The 17593-nt window shown below is 30.4% G+C and carries 16 protein-coding genes and 1 other annotated feature; all 16 genes read right to left on the minus strand.

Features of this window, described 5'->3' with window-relative positions:
- Positions 1-11: 11 nt before the first annotated feature.
- Positions 12-428 (minus strand): Holliday junction resolvase RuvX, encoded by a 417-nt coding sequence (gene ruvX / locus ACRDBA_RS11360; RefSeq protein ID WP_438573033.1) that lies wholly within the window; start codon positions 426-428, stop codon positions 12-14.
- Positions 429-474: 46 nt separating this feature from the next.
- Positions 475-732, minus strand: coding sequence for an IreB family regulatory phosphoprotein (locus ACRDBA_RS11365; RefSeq protein WP_438573034.1), 258 nt, complete (start codon positions 730-732; stop codon positions 475-477).
- Between the two features lie 142 nt (positions 733-874).
- A complete protein-coding gene (alaS, locus tag ACRDBA_RS11370; RefSeq protein WP_438573035.1) occupies positions 875-3514 on the minus strand; it encodes an alanine--tRNA ligase in 2640 nt (879 codons plus the stop codon).
- A gap of 72 nt (positions 3515-3586) precedes the next feature.
- Positions 3587-3763 (minus strand) — a binding site (T-box leader).
- A 67-nt stretch (positions 3764-3830) separates the two neighbouring features.
- Complete coding sequence (locus ACRDBA_RS11375; protein WP_438573036.1) at positions 3831-4862, minus strand: AI-2E family transporter; 1032 nt, start codon at positions 4860-4862, stop codon at positions 3831-3833.
- Positions 4859-5338: a PRC-barrel domain-containing protein gene (locus ACRDBA_RS11380; RefSeq protein WP_438573037.1), complete on the minus strand. Its 480-nt coding sequence runs from the start codon at positions 5336-5338 to the stop codon at positions 4859-4861. Before ACRDBA_RS11380 ends, ACRDBA_RS11375 begins: the two co-directional genes overlap by 4 nt.
- A 91-nt stretch (positions 5339-5429) precedes the next feature.
- Positions 5430-6506 carry a tRNA 2-thiouridine(34) synthase MnmA gene (gene mnmA / locus ACRDBA_RS11385; protein WP_438573038.1) on the minus strand — a complete coding sequence of 359 codons (1077 nt, stop codon included), beginning with the start codon at positions 6504-6506 and terminating at the stop codon, positions 5430-5432.
- 9 nt (positions 6507-6515) lie between these two features.
- Positions 6516-6956 carry a Fe-S cluster assembly scaffold protein NifU gene (nifU, locus tag ACRDBA_RS11390; RefSeq protein ID WP_438573039.1) on the minus strand — a complete coding sequence of 147 codons (441 nt, stop codon included), beginning with the start codon at positions 6954-6956 and terminating at the stop codon, positions 6516-6518.
- 2 nt (positions 6957-6958) lie between these two features.
- Positions 6959-8140 carry a cysteine desulfurase NifS gene (gene nifS, locus ACRDBA_RS11395; RefSeq protein WP_438573040.1) on the minus strand — a complete coding sequence of 394 codons (1182 nt, stop codon included), beginning with the start codon at positions 8138-8140 and terminating at the stop codon, positions 6959-6961.
- Complete coding sequence (locus ACRDBA_RS11400) at positions 8140-8595, minus strand: RrF2 family transcriptional regulator (RefSeq protein WP_438573041.1); 456 nt, start codon at positions 8593-8595, stop codon at positions 8140-8142. The genes nifS and ACRDBA_RS11400 overlap by 1 nt, the downstream gene beginning before the upstream one ends.
- A 195-nt stretch (positions 8596-8790) precedes the next feature.
- Entirely contained in the window at positions 8791-10068 is a 1278-nt protein-coding gene (locus tag ACRDBA_RS11405; RefSeq protein ID WP_438573042.1) for a replication-associated recombination protein A, read from the minus strand.
- Between the two features lie 15 nt (positions 10069-10083).
- Positions 10084-10566: a hypothetical protein gene (locus ACRDBA_RS11410; RefSeq protein WP_438573043.1), complete on the minus strand. Its 483-nt coding sequence runs from the start codon at positions 10564-10566 to the stop codon at positions 10084-10086.
- Positions 10567-10731: 165 nt separating this feature from the next.
- Positions 10732-13362: a bifunctional acetaldehyde-CoA/alcohol dehydrogenase gene (gene adhE / locus ACRDBA_RS11415; RefSeq protein ID WP_438573044.1), complete on the minus strand. Its 2631-nt coding sequence runs from the start codon at positions 13360-13362 to the stop codon at positions 10732-10734.
- Positions 13363-14070: 708 nt separating this feature from the next.
- Positions 14071-14484 carry a HutP family protein gene (locus ACRDBA_RS11420; RefSeq protein ID WP_438573045.1) on the minus strand — a complete coding sequence of 138 codons (414 nt, stop codon included), beginning with the start codon at positions 14482-14484 and terminating at the stop codon, positions 14071-14073.
- Positions 14485-14576: 92 nt separating this feature from the next.
- A complete protein-coding gene (locus tag ACRDBA_RS11425; RefSeq protein WP_438573046.1) occupies positions 14577-15380 on the minus strand; it encodes an acetyl-CoA carboxylase carboxyltransferase subunit alpha in 804 nt (267 codons plus the stop codon).
- The gene (gene accD / locus ACRDBA_RS11430) at positions 15373-16248 is read right to left on the minus strand and encodes an acetyl-CoA carboxylase, carboxyltransferase subunit beta (protein ID WP_438573047.1); all 876 of its coding nucleotides are present in this window, start codon (positions 16246-16248) and stop codon (positions 15373-15375) included. The genes ACRDBA_RS11425 and accD overlap by 8 nt, the downstream gene beginning before the upstream one ends.
- On the minus strand, positions 16241-17593 hold the full coding sequence (locus ACRDBA_RS11435; protein WP_438573048.1) for an acetyl-CoA carboxylase biotin carboxylase subunit: 1353 nt from the start codon (positions 17591-17593) through the stop codon (positions 16241-16243). Before ACRDBA_RS11435 ends, accD begins: the two co-directional genes overlap by 8 nt.

A 17593-nucleotide genomic window follows, 5' to 3' on the forward strand; every position in this document is an offset into this window, starting at 1 on the left:
GGAATAACTATTTATTTCATACTTAATCTATCTAAATAACCTTGTAGTATGTATGTAGCTGCAATTTTATCTACTATTTTCTTTCTTTTCCCTCTAGATAAATCCGCTTCAATCATTGCCTTATGTGCTGCTACTGTAGTAAGTCTCTCATCCCACATTTCAACCTTTATTCCAGTAGCTTCTTTAATATCCTCTGAAAGCTCTAGGACTCTCTCTCCTGATTCTCCAATGCTTCCATTCATATTTTTAGGTAATCCAATAACTATAGTTTCTACTGAATATTCCTTGCAAATTTTAACTACTTCTTGAATATCCTTTTCTCTATTAGCTCTTCTAATAGTTGTCATACCTTGTGCAGTCCATCCTAATGGATCACTAATAGCAACTCCTATAGTTTTAGATCCTACGTCTAAGCCTAGTATTCTCATACTTCACTCCTTAAATATTAAGAGTGCCCGAATAAACGGGCACTCTTTATTTTATTTCTAAATAAGATTTTATAACTTCTTCAAGAATTTCGTCTCTTTCAAGTTTTCTTAGTAAAGCTCTTGCTCCGTTGTAGCTAGTGATGTAAGAAGGGTCTCCAGAAATAAGATAACCAACTAATTGGTTTATAGGATTATACCCCTTTTCCTGTAACGCATTATAAACATCTGTTAATATTGATTTAGTTAAATCCTCTTTGTTAATGTTTAAATTAAATTGCATAGTGTGGTCTAAATTATTACTCATAATATCGCTGCTAATACTTGCAGCTCACCCCCTCACATATTTATTTTATAAATTATTTCATTTATATTATTCTATTTCATTTATATTTTTATTCATATATTTTCCTTAATGTAATTATAACCTATATAAATGAAAAAGTACACTATTTTACTAAAGTTTCAACTACTGAATATGTTTTTTCAACTGCTTCATTTATTTTTTCTGGGTTTTTCCCTCCTGCTTGAGCCATGTCCGGTCTTCCACCACCGCCACCGCCTACAACAGTTGCTACTTCTTTAATTATCTTTCCACAATGAATTCCTGATGCTAATACATCTTTTGTTGCCATTGCTACTAAATTAACTTTACCTGCTGCATTGCTTAATAATACAACAACACCGCTACCTATTTTATTTCTCATTTTATCTGCTAAATCTCTTAGAGCATTTGCATCTACATCTTCCATTGCATATGAAATTACTTTAACTCCATTTATTTCTTTAAGGCTGTTTATAATTTCATCTTCTGCTCCTGATGTTAACTTAGCTTTTAAATCTGATATTTCTTTATCTTTTTCTTTTAATTCATTTGCTTGAGAAGATAATTTCTTTAAAATATCCTTTTCTGTACATTTTAAAGTTTGACAAGCTTCTTTTAATAATCTTTGTTTCTCTTCTACATATTTAATTGCATTAAATCCTGTAACAGCCTCTATTCTTCTTATTCCAGCTGCAACTCCTGATTCACCAATTATTCTAAATAAACCAATTTCACCAGCATTTAATACGTGCGTTCCACCACAAAGCTCTTTAGAGAACTCTCCAACTTCTACAACTCTAACTTTATCTCCATACTTATCATCAAATAATGCCATTGCTCCACAAGCTTTAGCTTCTTCTAAAGTCATAAGATTTGTATCAACCTTAAATACTTCCATTATTTTTTTATTTACTAATTCTTCTGTTTTTTCTAATTCTTCTTGTGTTAAACCTTGGAAGTGAGCAAAGTCAAATCTTAATCTTTCATCATCAACATATGAACCTGCTTGATTTACATGTTTTCCTACTACTTCTTTTAATGCTTCATGTAACATATGTGTTGCAGTATGATTTTTGCATATATTGTTTCTTCTTACAGCATCAACCTTTAATGTTACTTTTTCACCTTTTTTAATTGACCCTGAATTAACTTTCACATAATGAACCGTCTTTCCACCAACATTTTTCTTAGTATTATAAACGTAAGCTTCTCCTGATTCACTAGTTATAGTACCCTTATCTCCTACTTGACCACCCATTTCAGCATAGAAAGTAGTGTTATCTGTAACTATATAACCCTTTTCATCTTTAGCTAACTCATCCTTAAAGCTTTCATCATTTGCTAGAACTAAAACTTCTCCAACTGTTTCAGTAGAATTATATCCTACAAACTCAGTATTTATAGATGCTTCTATTTTATTAATAGGGTTTTCATCGCTACCCATATATGATGATTCACCTCTAGCACTTCTAGCTCTTTGTCTTTGTTCTTCCATTTCCTTTTTAAATGATTCATGGTCTACAGACATCCCTTTTTCTTCAAGAATTTCTTCTGTAAGTTCTATTGGGAATCCAAAAGTATCATAAAGTTTAAAGGCTTTTTCTCCCTTTAATACTGTTTCTTTATTTTCCTCAAGTTCTAAAATATATCCATTTAAAATATTCATTCCTGAATCAATAGTTTCGTTAAATCTTTCTTCTTCTAATGAAATAATTTTTTCAATATATTCTTTATCTTCATTTAATTTAGGATATGCACTGCCATAGTTTTCAACTACAGTTTCAACTATATCTGTTAAGAATAATCCCTTTATTCCAAGTAGTCTTCCATGTCTTGCTGCTCTTCTTAAAAGTCTTCTTAAAACATATCCTCTTCCTTCATTACTTGGTTGAACTCCATCAGATATTAACATAGTTACTGACTTAACATGGTCAGTTATTATTCTTAATGAAACATCCTTAGCTGCATCTTCTCCATAAGTAACTCCTGATAATGTAGCTACTTTATTTAAAATACTTCTAACTGTATCTATTTCAAATATATTGTTAACACCTTGCATAATTGTAGCTATTCTTTCAAGACCCATTCCAGTATCTATATTAGGATTAGCTAGTCTATTGTAATTTCCAGCTTCATCTTTATCAAATTGAGTAAATACTAAGTTCCAAAACTCAACTACTCTATCTTCATCACTTGCTTTTATAAACTCTTCTGTTGTAGTTATCTTACCTTCGCCTCTATCATAATGAATTTCAGTACAAGGTCCACATGGCCCAACACCTATTTCCCAGAAGTTATCATCTTTACCTAATCTAAATATTCTACTTGGATCTACATCTGTTTTTTTACACCATATATCAAAAGCTTCATCATCTTCTAAATATATAGTTACATATAGCTTATCCTTTGGTATTTGAAGTGTTTCTGTTATAAACTCCCATGCCCATGGAATAATTTCTTCTTTAAAATAATCTCCAAATGAGAAGTTACCAAGCATTTCAAAGAAAGTACCATGTCTTGAAGTCTTACCTACATTTTCGATATCTCCAGTTCTTATACATTTTTGACATGTAGCAATTCTATTTCTAGGTGGCTTTTGTAATCCTGTAAAGTAAGGCTTTAAAGGTGCCATACCTGCATTTATTAATAAAAGTGACTTGTCATTTTTAGGCACTAGTGGAAAACTCTCTAACTTTAAGTGTTCCTTTGATTCAAAAAAGCTTAAATAAGCATCTCTTAATTCATTTGCTCCCATGAATTTCATCGTTAATTACCTCCATAAATATAATTATTATTGTTTTTTATATAATAAAAAAAGTCTCCATCCCTAATAAAAACAAGGGACGAAAACTTAAATTCCGCGGTACCACCCTAATTATGCATTATAAATAATGCATCACTTAGAAAATAAAGCTCCAAGATAGCTTCAATATATTTCATAAGAAGTTCACACCATCCACTTCCTCTCTGACTATAGAAATTCATATTTACTCATTCTCTTCACAGCTTACTATATTTCATTATATTTCAATGAAATTATATTGTATTTATTAAATTATGTCAATTATTTTATCTCTTTACTAAAATAAATAATCATTAATATCATCATATATAACCTTTATTATTACTCCTATAGGAACAGCTAAAATCATACCTGCAAATCCTCCTATTTTTTCTCCTATCAATAATAAAATTATGATTATTATAGGATGCATATTAGTGCTATCGCCTGTAATTTTAGGTGATAATATATTTCCTTCTAACTGTTGAATTATAAATACACCTATTATTGTCCACAATGCCTTTCCAGGTGAATCTAACAGTGCAACAAAAACAGCTGGAATACCACCTATTATTGGACCAAAATAAGGTATTATATTTAATACTCCATTTAAAAGAGCTAAAATAAATGCAAACTTAACATCTATAATAACTAACATTATAAATGTTAACACTCCAATTATCGCTGATAAAAACAATTGACTTATAATATACCTTGACAATATTTTATCTATATTAGTTATACTCTTTTTAGCAATGACTCTTTTTTCTGTAGGTAAAATTAATAATACCTTATTATAAATTAAGTCTCCATCTACTAAAAAATAGTAGGTTACTATTGGTACTATTGCACAAGAAATAATATTATCAAATAAATCAATTATATTATCAAGAAAATTGTTAGAGAAACTAGATAAAAAATAATTAACTTGTTCATTTACTTGCTTATATAAAAGTTCAAAATAAGACATATCACTTATATTTAATTTTTCTCCTAGCTTATAGATATAATCGTCTATATTATCTAAGACCGTTCCTAATGTAGAACTTTCTTTAATAATTACTGGTATTATTAAATACAATGATATTATAATTACAGCAAATATAGCAATAATTATTCCTATAGAGGATATTTTCTTACTTATTCTAAATTTTTCACTTATCCCATTTCTAATTGGCTTTAATGCATAAGCTAGTATAAAACCAATGAAAATTATATTAACAATTGTATTTACAGTTTTTATCTTAAGATACATAAGTAAAATTATTATAATGAGTATTATAAAGAGTATTTTATTAATTATATTTTTATACTTCTTTAAATTTATCATCTTTTTGTCTTACGAGGAATTGCCTTTAATATTATATCACTACTTCCTGTATATAATATACAATCCTCTCCTAATACACATTGATTTAGTAATAGTATATCCTTTCCTCTTATCATCTTATCAAAAACTCCTGAACTCATTACTAACCCCTTTATCGACATATCATTTCTAGATATTATAATATCCTCTAATACGCCTCTCATTATATTATTTTTGTCTATTATGTCCATATATTTTATTTCTTTAAATGCTAATCCCTTATGCTTTTCTATTTTATTTACTATAATTTCTTTATCAATAGATACAATATCCTCTACTTTAAAATAATTTTTCTTTGAAAAGAACTTAAAATTTGATATAAAAAATCCTTCTATTTTTTGGCTATAAAAATTAATGCATATATCATCAATTACACCTAAATACTTGCCTTGAATATTAAACACCTTCATTAGATAAAAATCCTTTGTCTTTAACATTTCTACTCCTTACATTTTTTATTTCAATATATATTTTTTCCAAAAAATAAAAAAAAATCCTCATAAAATTAATTATGAGAATTTTTTATATTTAAAGTATCTTTTCTATTATTCCGCCACCTACAACTTCATTTCCATTGTAAAATACAACTGATTGACCCTTTGTAATAGCTCTTTGTTTTTCTTTAAATGAAACCTTAACTCTTCCATTAGGAAGTGGTGATATTGTAGCATCTGATGGTTTAGCTTGATATCTTACCTTTGATGTTATTTGAAGTTCTTCAGTAAGCTCATCAAATGGTATAAAGTTAACATCCTTTGCAACTAAATCTGTTTTAAAGATATCAGTTTCTGGCCCAATTACAACTTCATTAGTTCTTGGATTAATGTCAGTTACAAAAACCGGTCTTCCTAAAGCTATTCCTAATCCTTTTCTTTGGCCTATTGTATAGTAAACAATCCCCTTGTGCTTACCTAAAATATTACCATTTTTATCTACAAAATTTCCTTCTTTTATAGTATTTGGTCTTGCATTTAATATGTACTTACCATGATCATTATCAGGAATAAAGCAAATTTCTTCACTATCCTTTTTATTATGAACAGCAAGACCTATTTCCTTAGCAATTTCTCTAATTTTATCCTTTGTATAATCTCCACAAGGCATTAAAGTTTGACTTAATTGTTCTTGCGTAAAGTTATAAAGAGCATAAGTTTGATCCTTTTTATCATCATCAGCTCTTAATAAATAATACCTTCCATCACGTTCTTCAATTTTAGCATAGTGTCCAGTAGCTACATAGTCAGCTCCTATCCCCTTTGCTCTTCTTAAAAACTCATCAAACTTTATATGTTTATTACAAGCTATACATGGATTAGGAGTTCTTCCATCAATGTATTCTTGAACAAAATAATCTATAACTTTCTCTTTAAAGGATTCTTTAAAGTTTAATACATAAAAAGGAATCCCTAGTCTATCGGCAACTCTTCTAGCGTCTTCTGTAGCAGAAAGAGAACAACATCCACCTTCTCTTTCAACATAATCTTCATCCTCTTCCCAGTGTTTCATTGTAACACCAATTACATCGTACCCCTGTTCTTTTAAAAGATATGCAGCGACGGAGCTATCAACTCCGCCGCTCATACCAACTACAACCTTCTTTTTCATCCTTGTATCTTATTCCTCATGTCCATGAACATGATCGTGGATGTCGTCATGCTCTTCAAATTCCCAGCCATCTAAGCTAAGACCTGCATTTTTTCTATAATCATTTATTGCCTTATGAATAGCTTCTTCTGCTAATACTGAACAGTGCATTTTTACTGGTGGAAGTCCATCTAAAGCTTCAGCTACTGCTTTATTTGATAAAGCCCAAGCTTCTTCTATTGTTTTTCCCTTAATTAATTCTGTAGCCATTGATGATGAAGCAATTGCTGACCCACAACCAAATGTTTTAAATTTAACATCTTTAATTACATTATCTTCAACTTTAAGATATACTTTCATTATATCTCCGCATTTAGCGTTTCCTACTTCTCCAACTCCGTTTGCATCTTCTATTTCTCCAACATTTCTTGGATTTCTAAAATGATCCATTACTTTATCGCTATACATCATAATTATTTTGCTCCCTTCTTTAAATAGTCTTCCCATAGTGGTGACATATTTCTTAATCTTTCTATAATTGGTGGTACAACTTCTAAAACATAATCTACATCTTCTTCTGTTGAACCTTCACCTAAAGTTAATCTTAATGATCCATGTGCTAATTCATGTGGTAACCCTATTGCTAATAACACATGTGATGGATCTAATGAACCTGATGTACAAGCACTTCCACTTGAAGCACACACACCTTCAAAATCTAATGATAATAATATTGATTCACCTTCTATAAATTCAAAAGTGATATTTGCATTACCAGGTAATCTCTTGTCTCCTCTTGGTCCATTTAATCTTGTGTGAGGAACTTTTAATAATCCATCTATTAATTTATCTCTTAAAGCAGACATCTTCTTTGCATGATCTTCTAAATTATCAATTGCTATTTCCATAGCCTTTCCTAATCCTACAACCGCTGCAATATTTTCTGTTCCTGCTCTTCTAGCTCTCTCTTGACCTCCACCGTGAATTAAGTTATCTATCTTTATACCTTTTCTAATGTATAAAGCCCCAATTCCTTTAGGCCCATAAATCTTATGTCCCGCTAATGATAATAAGTCAATGTTCATTTCTTTAACATCTATTTCAATGTTACCTACTGCTTGAACTGCATCTGTATGGAAGAAGATTTTTCTTTCTCTACAAATTGCTCCTATTTCCTTAACTGGTTGAATAGTTCCTATTTCATTATTAGCAAACATTATTGATACTAATATAGTTTTATCTGTAATAGCATTTTTTAAATCTTCTATTTCTACAAATCCTTCTTCATTTACATCTAGATATGTAACTTCAAATCCGTTTTTCTCTAAATATTCGCAAGTATGTAATACAGCATGATGCTCTACTTTTGTAGTTATTATATGATTCCCTTTATTTTTATGTGCCCAAGCTATTCCTTTAATAGCCCAGTTATCAGCCTCTGATCCACCTGCTGTAAAGTAAATTTCATTAGCATCTGCATTTAATCCTCTTGCAACATTATTTCTTGCTTTATCTATTGCAACCTTAGTTTCTCTTGAAATCCCATAAAATGATGATGGATTTCCAAACTTTTCAGTGAAATATGGCATCATTTCTTCTAGTACTTCAGGTTTTACATATGTAGTTGCTGCATAATCCATATATACGTTTTTCATTATTCCTCGCTCCTCTTGACTAAACTTATTCCTTCATTTTTATCTTTTATAATATTATAGTCGTTAACTATATCTTGAAGAGTAATATTCTCCATTACTTCATCTATACTTTTTTTAATTTTTTCCCATAAAAGTCTTGTAGCACAACAATCTATATTGTTACACTCTGCTCCTTCAATACAATCAGCTATTTCAATTGGTCCCTCTAATACAAACATCACATCTGAAACCTTTATTTCCTTTGGATGTTTATTTAAAACATAACCACCTTGTGCTCCCCTAATACTCTTTATAAGGTTAGCCTTTCTAAGTGGTGAAAACAGTTGTTCTAAATAATATTCTGATATGTTTTGTCTTTGTGAAATTGTCTTTATTGATACAGGGGAATCTCCATAGTGTATTGCAAGATCTACCATAGCTTTAACACCATATCTTCCTTTAGTGGAAAGCTTCATATTTTCTCACCCCTTAATGTTGACTGTTTTACTTGTCTTTATGTTTATATCTTAGCAAAACACTCTGCTATTGTCAACGCTAAATAATCTTCATTTTTTATTGTTTTTAACCAAATTAATTTGATTTTAACTATTTAATTAAAATAATTCATATTCTATATAAAATGCTTTTAATTCCTACTATTATTATCAGAATTACTTTCTTAAAGATTTCACTTTTCTCCAATACTCTTCAGTTGTCTTTTCTATTTTATTATTACCATATTCATAATATTTTTTACCTAATAAATTTTTAGGTAAATAATCCTGTTTTACATAATTCATCTCATAGGAATGAGGATATTTATATTGAACTCCTCTGCCTAAGCTACTGGCACCACTATAATGTGCATCTTTTAAATGTAAAGGCACATCATCAACCCTTAGATTATCTAAGTCACTTAAAGCACTATCTATAGCCAAATAAGCTGAATTTGATTTTGGACTTGTTGCTAATAATATAGTTGCTTCCGCAAGTGGTATTCTAGCTTCTGGAAATCCTAACTCTCTTGCTGAGTCAACTAATGATTTAACTATAGTAATGGCTTGAGGATATGCAAGACCTATATCTTCACATGCTATTACCAAAAGTCTTCTACATATAGAAATTAAGTCTCCAGCCTTTATTAATCTTGCTAAGTAATGTATAGCAGCATCCTGGTCGCTACCCCTAATGGACTTTTGAAAAGCACTTAAATAATCGTAATGACTATCTCCCTTCATATCATAGGATATTATTTTACTTTGAGTTGAATCTCTAACGATCTCCTCATCAATTATAATTATTCCTTCTGAATTTGGATTAGTTGAATTCAAAGCTACCTCTAAACCATTCATAGCTTTTCTTACATCACCATTACAATAAGAGGCTAGATAATTTATAGCCTCTTCTTTTACTTCTAAATTTATTTCTTTATAATCTTCTGACTTTATATTAATAGCTCTATTTAGTGCTATTTTTATGTCCTCTTCCTCTAATGGCTTAAACTCAAATATTGTAGATCTGCTCAGTAAAGCCTTAAAAATATAGTGGTAAGGATTTTCTGTAGTAGAAGCGATTAATGTAATTCTTCCATCTTCTATATATTCTAAAAGTGATTGTTGTTGTTTCTTATTAAAATTTTGTATCTCATCTAAATATAATATAACTCCATTTACACCTAAAAAAGTATCAAGTTCATTAGTAATATTTTGTATATCCTTTAAAGATGAATTTGTAGCATTAAGCTTAAAAAATCTCTTTCCTGCTTTTTTTGCTATAATATTTGCAACAGTTGTTTTACCTACTCCAGGTGGTCCATAAAAAATCATATTTGATATTGTTCCACTATTAACTATTCTATCTAAAATTTTATTCTTACCTAATATATGCTTTTGCCCACAAACTTCTGAAAGATCTGTTGGTCTAATTAAGTCTGCTAATGGTTTATACATTAAAATCCCTCTTTCTTATTTAAATCCTTTGTTATTTTCAATAGCTTTTTCTAGGCCTTCATATTCTATAAAGCTTTCTATAAAATATTCACCATCTTTTTCATTTAATATTAACTCTACTGGAACATTTTCTCCAATAGCCTCTTCACCTGTTTCCCCTGCATCATTTAACATAGTAGCCTTAGCCTTCATATTTAAAGTCATGCAAACCTCTATTTTCCCATTCTTATTATTTATGGAATTAACTTTGCTTTCATATTCTTCTAAGGTTGCTCTTCCTAAGTAAAATGAATAAAACTCTGTATAGTTACATACATAAAAATTTTCTTCACTTATATGTTTTTTAACTTCTTCATCATAACCACCTTCATATGATAACACTAAATCAATAGTTTCTTTTATTTTTTCTTTGTTAATCTTTAGCTCTTCACCACATCCAGTAACAAATATAACTGATAATAATAAAAATGATACTATAACCCCTTTGAAACCCCTCATTTTCCCTCCTATATTTCTTTACTTATTAAAAGTTTAATAAACTAATTTTACCATAACTTATTTATAATTATATTCATTATTTTATTTTCTTATAATAACAAAATAAAATAGCTTCAAGGATAAACCTTGAAGCTATTATCTATTTTAGAATGTCAACTTATAAAATTATTTCTTTTTGTTGTCTTTTTTAACTTCTTTAACTTGAGCTTTTGGAGCTTCAAATGCATTTATATACATTTCTTTAAGTTCGCTCATTAATGGGTATCTTGGGTTAGCTCCTGTACATTGGTCATCAAATGCTTGCTCAACCATTTCATCTAATGTTGCAAAGAATGTTTCTTTAGCAACTCCAGCTTCTGATATAGTCTTAGGCATTCCAACCTTAGCTTTTAATTCATCTATAGCTTTTAATAATAATTCTACTTTTTCTTCTGTAGAATTTCCACCTAATTGTAGGTAGTCAGCTATTCTAGCATATCTCCATGCTGCATTTGGATATTTGTATTGTGCAAATGCTGCTTGCTTAGTTGGAGCATCTGTAGCATTGAACTTAATAACTTCATTCATTAATAATGCATTAGCCATACCGTGTGGTAAGTGGTGGAATGCACCTAATTTATGAGCCATTGAGTGGTTAATTCCTAAGAATGCATTTGAGAATGCCATACCAGCTATACATGAAGCATGAGCCATTTTTTCTCTAGCCTTAATATTAGTTGTTCCTTCTGCATAAGCATCTGGTAAATATTTAAATACTAATCTTATTGCTTCTAAAGCTAATCCATTAGTAAATTCTGATGCCATTATTGAAACATAAGCTTCTAATGAGTGAACTAATACGTCAATACCAGCACATGATGTTAATCCCTTAGGTGATGTCATCATTAATTCAGCATCTACTATTGCCATATCTGGAGTTAGTTCGTAATCTGCTAATGGATACTTAACTCCTGTCTTTTCATCAGTTATAACTGCAAACGGAGTAACTTCTGATCCTGTACCTGCTGATGTAGCAACTGCAACCATCATAGCTTTTTGACCTAATGTTGGGAATTTGTATATTCTCTTTCTTATATCCATGAATGTCATAGCTAAATCTTCGAATTTAACTTCTGGATGCTCATACATTACCCACATAATTTTAGCAGCATCCATAGCTGATCCACCACCAAGTGATAATACAACGTCTGGGTTAAATGCTAACATTTCTTTAGCACCAGCTCTAGCTGATCTTAATGTTGGGTCTGGTTCAACATCTGCAAATATTTTATATTGTATTCCGTGTCTTTCTAATACTTCTGTAACTTTATTTGTGTATCCTAATTCAAATAATACTTTATCTGTTACTATAAATACTTTCTTTTTACCCATATCGTGTAACTCTTGAAGAGCTATTGGTAAACAACCATATTTGAAGTAAACTTTTTCTGGAACTCTAAACCAAAGCATATTTTCTCTCCTTTCAGCAACACTCTTAATGTTAATTAAGTGCTTAGGACCAACGTTTTCTGAAACTGAGTTTCCTCCCCATGATCCGCATCCTAGTGTTAATGATGGTGCTAATCTAAAGTTAAATACATCTCCGATAGCTCCTTGTGATGCAGGCATGTTTATTAATGTTCTTGCTGTTTTCATAGCTGCTCCGAATGCTGCTATTCTATCAGTTGACTTAGTTTGATCTGTGTAGAATACTGAAGTATGACCCATACCACCTAATTCTATTAATCTACAAGCTTTAGTTAAAGCTTCATCAAATGATTTTACTCTGTACATAGCTAGTACTGGAGATAATTTTTCATGTGAGAATGGTTCTTCTAATTCTACTGATTCAACTTCACCAACTAATACCTTAGCTGTAGTTGGAACCTTAACTCCTGCCATTTCAGCTATTTTGTAAGCAGATTGACCAACCATGTTAGCATTTAATCCACCTTTTTCATTTAAGATTATCTTTCTAACCTTATCTATTTCTTCACCCTTTAAGATGTAAGCTCCTCTTGCAGCTAATTCACTTCTAACTTCATCATAAACTTCATCCATTACTAAGATACTTTGTTCTGATGCACAGATAACTCCGTTATCAAATGTCTTTGAAAGAAGTATTGAGTTTACAGCCATTTTTATGTGAGCTGTTTCATCTATAATAGCTGGTGTATTACCTGCTCCAACTCCTAATGCTGGTCTTCCTGATGAGTAAGCTGACTTAACCATTGCAGGTCCACCTGTAGCAAGTATTATATCTGATTCTCTCATAACATTTTGTGATAATTCAACTGATGGTTGATCTATCCAAGCAATTATTCCTTCTGGAGCTCCTGCTTTAACTGCTGCATCTAAAACTATTCTAGCTGCTTCTATTGTAGCTTCCTTAGCTCTTGGATGTGGTGATATAATTATTGCATTTCTTGTTTTTAAAGCTATTAAAGTCTTGAATATAGCTGTTGATGTTGGATTTGTAGTTGGTACTATTGCAGCTATAACCCCTATTGGTTCAGCAACCTTAGTTATACCAAATGTGTGATCTTTTTCTATTACACCACAAGTTTTCATATCCTTGTATTGGTTGTATATATATTCTGCTGCAAAGTGGTTTTTGATAACCTTATCTTCAACTATTCCCATTCCACTTTCTGCAACTGCCATTTTAGCTAATTTAATTCTGTTGTCATTAGCTGCCATTGCTGCAGCTCTAAATATTTCATCTACTTGCTCTTGTGTATAAGTAGCGAACACTCTTTGTGCTTCTCTTAATTTTTGGATTCTTTGAGTTAACTCTTGTGCATTTGTAACTTGCATTGTTATTCCTCCTAGATTTATCTGAATTTTTATTTTAATTTGCTTATTCATTTATTCGTCTCTCACTTGAGTACAAATTTATTTTAAATCATTGTTTAATTTTTGTCAATCTTTTTTTGTGAAATTTTTCACTATTTTATTAAATACTTTTTAAAAAATATTCTTATTTGTCTGAATCCTTTTAAAATAGCCATTTCTATCTGTCATTTTTCAACCCACATCTTATATTTTCCCTAATTAAAGCTATTTTATTCGACAGTTTTTACTTTTTTATATTTTCAGATTACTCGAAATATTAATTATCTCAATTTTATCTCACAACAGGCTTTTTTCTTTATTTTACCACTTTTTACAATCTTTCTCCTTTTTGTTACTAAATATAAATCGTTATTTTTATAACAATGTCCTTGTGAATATTGGAATATTTTATGTTTATTACTACTCTTTTATTCTAATCCATTGTAAATATAAAAATAGGGCTACGTTTTAAATGAGTGTTGATAGTAGTTTTTCATAAATATTATGAGCAAACAAGTTTAAGTAAGAGTGAATAAATAAAATATAAAAAAACTCCCTAAGGAGTTTTTACCGAAACTATTACTTTTTCATTCTTACTTCTTAACTAATAATATTAACTTTATCAATACAAGTTTAAAATATAGCAAAAAATTAAAGGCTAGAAACTAAATAATAGTCTCTAACCTTTTACTACATCGGAATTGCCCTATGACCTATTCCAATAACTACTTCATCTAAATGTAATAAACCAACACTTAAAAATATGCATACACTTAAGTGTTCACCTTTTCTTGCTATACCGATTTTTCCACCAACACTTTGACCACTAGCTCGATTCCACACTTGGGCCAATGCATCTCTTGTAGCACCTATAATTCCGCCTTCATGTAAATGTTCTTCTCTTATTACACCATTTCTTTTGGATGCTACTAATGCTCTTTCAAGTATTTTACTAGTTGATTCATTTATATTTCCACCAATATTTACTGCTGTAACTAAAATGTTTTTATTCTTAAACTCTTTTTTTAAAAACTCTTCTTCTTCTCTTGAAGAAATAGCCATTTTAGTTGCAATTTTAGCAACATCTAAGCTAGTATTCATCATAAAAAACTCCCCCTGTAAAAGCTTTACTTTTTATAATAATATCATATTTATTTATATATAAAAAGAAAAACAGCGTAAATCACTGTTTTTCATTAATAAAAGTTCCCCATATTTCTAAACTTACTATATCTTTCATTTAATAAATCTTCTTTACCTTTACTTTGTAACTCTTTTAAGCTATCTAATATTTCTTTTTTTATACCTAAAGCCATTCTAAGCTTATGCTTATGAGCTCCGCCTCTAGGCTCTCTTACTATTCCATCTATTATATTAAACTTCATAAGATCTTGAGCAGTTATCTTCATTATTTCTGCAGCTTCCTTTGCTCTACTTCCATCTTTCCAAAGAATTGATGCAAAGCCTTCTGGAGACAATATGGAATAAATTGAATGTTCAAGCATAAAAATCTTATCTCCAACAGCTAAAGCTAAAGCTCCACCACTCCCACCTTCTCCAACTATTATAGAAATTACAGGTGTATTTATTCTACTTAGCTCCATTAAGTTTTGTGCAATTGCTTGCCCTTGACCTCTTTCTTCAGCTCCTACACCAGGAAAAGCTCCAGGTGTATCTACAAAACATATTATAGGTCTATTAAACTTTTCTGCCTGCTTCATTAATCTTAAAGCTTTTCTATACCCCTCAGGGCTTGGCATACCAAAGTTTCTCTCTATATTCTCTTTTGTGTTTTCCCCTTTAGTAATAGCAATAACCGTTACACTTATTCCATTAATAGAAGCAATTCCTCCAACAATAGATTTATCGTCAGAAAAATTTCTATCCCCATGTAACTCAATAAAATTTTCAAAAATTCTATCTATATAATAAATACCATTGGGTCTATCCTTATGTCTTGCTATATTTACCTTTTCCCATGCTGAAATTTCTCTATTCATTTCTTTTCTCCCCATGTAGGCATAGTATTTTATATATTTGTCCTTTTAAGTCTTTTCTATTAACAATGGAATCAACAAATCCCTTTTCTAATAAAAACTCTGCCTTTTGGAAATCATCTGGCAAGGTTTCTTTAATTGTATTTTCAATTACTCTTCTTCCTGCAAATCCGATTAATGCCCCCGGTTCACTTAGAATAATATCTCCTTCCATTGCAAAACTTGCTGTAACTCCACCAGTTGTAGGATTCGTTACCACAGTTACATATAATAAGCCTTCGTTATCATGCCTAGCTATTGCAGCCGATATTTTAGCCATCTGCATTAATGAAAATATTCCTTCTTGCATTCTAGCTCCACCTGATGCTGTAAAAATTATTAATGGCAATCTTTCCTTAGTAGCATGTTCAACAATTCTTGTAATTTTTTCTCCAACTGCTGTTCCCATACTTCCCATCATAAAATAACTATCCATTATTGCTACAGCAATATCTATTCCATTTATCTTACCTACACCAGTTACTACAGCTTCATTGCTATTAGACGCAACCTTACCTTTTTTTATTTTCTCCTCATACCCTTTAAATTCTAAAGGATTTTTGGAAACTATTTCCTTAAAGTATTCTTTAAATGTATCTCTATCAAAAAATTGTCTTATTCTTTCTTTTGAATTTATTTTAAAATGAAAATTACACTTGTTACATACATGAAAGTTTGAATTTAAATCTTCTGTATAAAGTATATTTCCACAGTCATCACATTTACTCCACATTCCCGATGGAATGTTAGGTTTAGGCTCTTCTTCCTTTACATCAAAGTGAACCTTGCTTACAGTTGCATATTGACTTTTCTTAAACAAATCTTTAAGCATCTTTCTTCACCATCTTTTCTGCTAAAAATGAAGTATCATATTCACCATTTAAAAACTCTTCTTGTTGTATTAACCAATATTGGAAATCTATATTAGTTATAACTCCACCAATTCCAAATTCACCTAAAGATCTTTTCATCTTTATAATAGCCTCTTCTCTAGTATTGGCAAAAGTTATTAGCTTTGCAATCATAGAATCATAATAAGGTGGTATTTTATATCCACAATAAATTGAACTTTCAAGTCTAACTCCCATACCTGCTGGCATACATAGTTCTTTAATAGTTCCAGGACATGGTCTAAAATCCTTACTTGGATCTTCTGCATTTATTCTACATTCTATTGCATGACCTGTTATTTTTATATCATCCTGCTTAATATCTAACTCTATACCTGATGCTATTTTTAATTGCTCTTTAACTAAATCAACTCCAGTAATCATTTCAGTTATGGGATGCTCAACTTGTATTCTAGTATTCATTTCCATAAAATAGTAATTGCAATTTTTATCTACTAAGAATTCAATAGTTCCAGCATTTTTATAACCTACTGCTGTTGCAGCTCTTTTTGCTATTTCTCCCATTTCATATCTTAAATTTTCATTTAAAAATGTTGAAGGTGCTTCTTCTAAAACCTTTTGATTTTTTCTTTGCAGAGAACATTCTCTTTCACCTAAATGAATTACATTCCCATAGTTATCTGCTAAAATTTGAAACTCAATATGTCTAGGTTTTTCAACAAATTTTTCTATATATATTGTATCGTCACCAAAACAGGCCTTTGATTCTGATTTAGCAGTATTATATGCTAAATTAAACTCATCTTCTTTTCTTACTATTCTAATTCCTTTACCGCCTCCACCAGCTGCGGCCTTTATCATTACAGGATATCCTATTTCTCTTGCTATTTGAAGTGCATGTTCTTCACTTTCTATCTTTCCTTCAAATCCAGGAACAACTGGAACATCAGCAGCTTTCATAACTTCTCTAGCTCTTGCCTTATTTCCCATTAGTTCAATTGATTCAAAATCAGGTCCAATAAACTTTATGTTACATTCTGAACACATTTTAGCAAATCGTGGATTTTCTGATAAAAAACCAAACCCTGGATGTATTGCATCAGCCCCTGTTAATACACAAGCACTTAAAATATTGGCTATATTTAAATAACTATCCTTTGCTGCTGCAGGTCCTATACAAACTGATTCATCTGCAAGTTGTGTATGCAATGCTTCCTTATCAGCTTCTGAATATACAGCAACAGTTAATATCCCAAGTTCTCTACAAGCTCTTATAATTCTAACAGCTATTTCTCCTCTATTTGCAATTAGCACTTTTTTTAACAT

The sequence above is a fragment of the Clostridium sp. genome (assembly GCF_051654825.1).
GTDB lineage: Bacteria > Bacillota > Clostridia > Clostridiales > Clostridiaceae > Clostridium.

Bases quoted from the DNA above. Each gene is read 5' to 3' on its own strand.
- accD (WP_438573047.1), bottom strand. From the start codon at position 16,248: ATGCTTAAAGATTTGTTTAAGAAAAGTCAATATGCAACTGTAAGCAAG.
- ACRDBA_RS11380 (WP_438573037.1), bottom strand. From the start codon at position 5,338: ATGTTAAAGACAAAGGATTTTTATCTAATGAAGGTGTTTAATATTCAA.
- ruvX (WP_438573033.1), bottom strand. From the start codon at position 428: ATGAGAATACTAGGCTTAGACGTAGGATCTAAAACTATAGGAGTTGCT.
- ACRDBA_RS11400 (WP_438573041.1), bottom strand. From the start codon at position 8,595: ATGAAGCTTTCCACTAAAGGAAGATATGGTGTTAAAGCTATGGTAGAT.
- ACRDBA_RS11435 (WP_438573048.1), bottom strand. From the start codon at position 17,593: ATGTTAAAAAAAGTGCTAATTGCAAATAGAGGAGAAATAGCTGTTAGA.
- ACRDBA_RS11410 (WP_438573043.1), bottom strand. From the start codon at position 10,566: ATGAGGGGTTTCAAAGGGGTTATAGTATCATTTTTATTATTATCAGTT.
- alaS (WP_438573035.1), bottom strand. From the start codon at position 3,514: ATGAAATTCATGGGAGCAAATGAATTAAGAGATGCTTATTTAAGCTTT.
- ACRDBA_RS11420 (WP_438573045.1), bottom strand. From the start codon at position 14,484: ATGATGAATACTAGCTTAGATGTTGCTAAAATTGCAACTAAAATGGCT.
- ACRDBA_RS11425 (WP_438573046.1), bottom strand. From the start codon at position 15,380: ATGAATAGAGAAATTTCAGCATGGGAAAAGGTAAATATAGCAAGACAT.
- ACRDBA_RS11365 (WP_438573034.1), bottom strand. From the start codon at position 732: ATGAGTAATAATTTAGACCACACTATGCAATTTAATTTAAACATTAAC.
- ACRDBA_RS11405 (WP_438573042.1), bottom strand. From the start codon at position 10,068: ATGTATAAACCATTAGCAGACTTAATTAGACCAACAGATCTTTCAGAA.
- mnmA (WP_438573038.1), bottom strand. From the start codon at position 6,506: ATGAAAAAGAAGGTTGTAGTTGGTATGAGCGGCGGAGTTGATAGCTCC.
- adhE (WP_438573044.1), bottom strand. From the start codon at position 13,362: ATGCAAGTTACAAATGCACAAGAGTTAACTCAAAGAATCCAAAAATTA.
- nifU (WP_438573039.1), bottom strand. From the start codon at position 6,956: ATGATGTATAGCGATAAAGTAATGGATCATTTTAGAAATCCAAGAAAT.
- ACRDBA_RS11375 (WP_438573036.1), bottom strand. From the start codon at position 4,862: ATGATAAATTTAAAGAAGTATAAAAATATAATTAATAAAATACTCTTT.
- nifS (WP_438573040.1), bottom strand. From the start codon at position 8,140: ATGAAAAACGTATATATGGATTATGCAGCAACTACATATGTAAAACCT.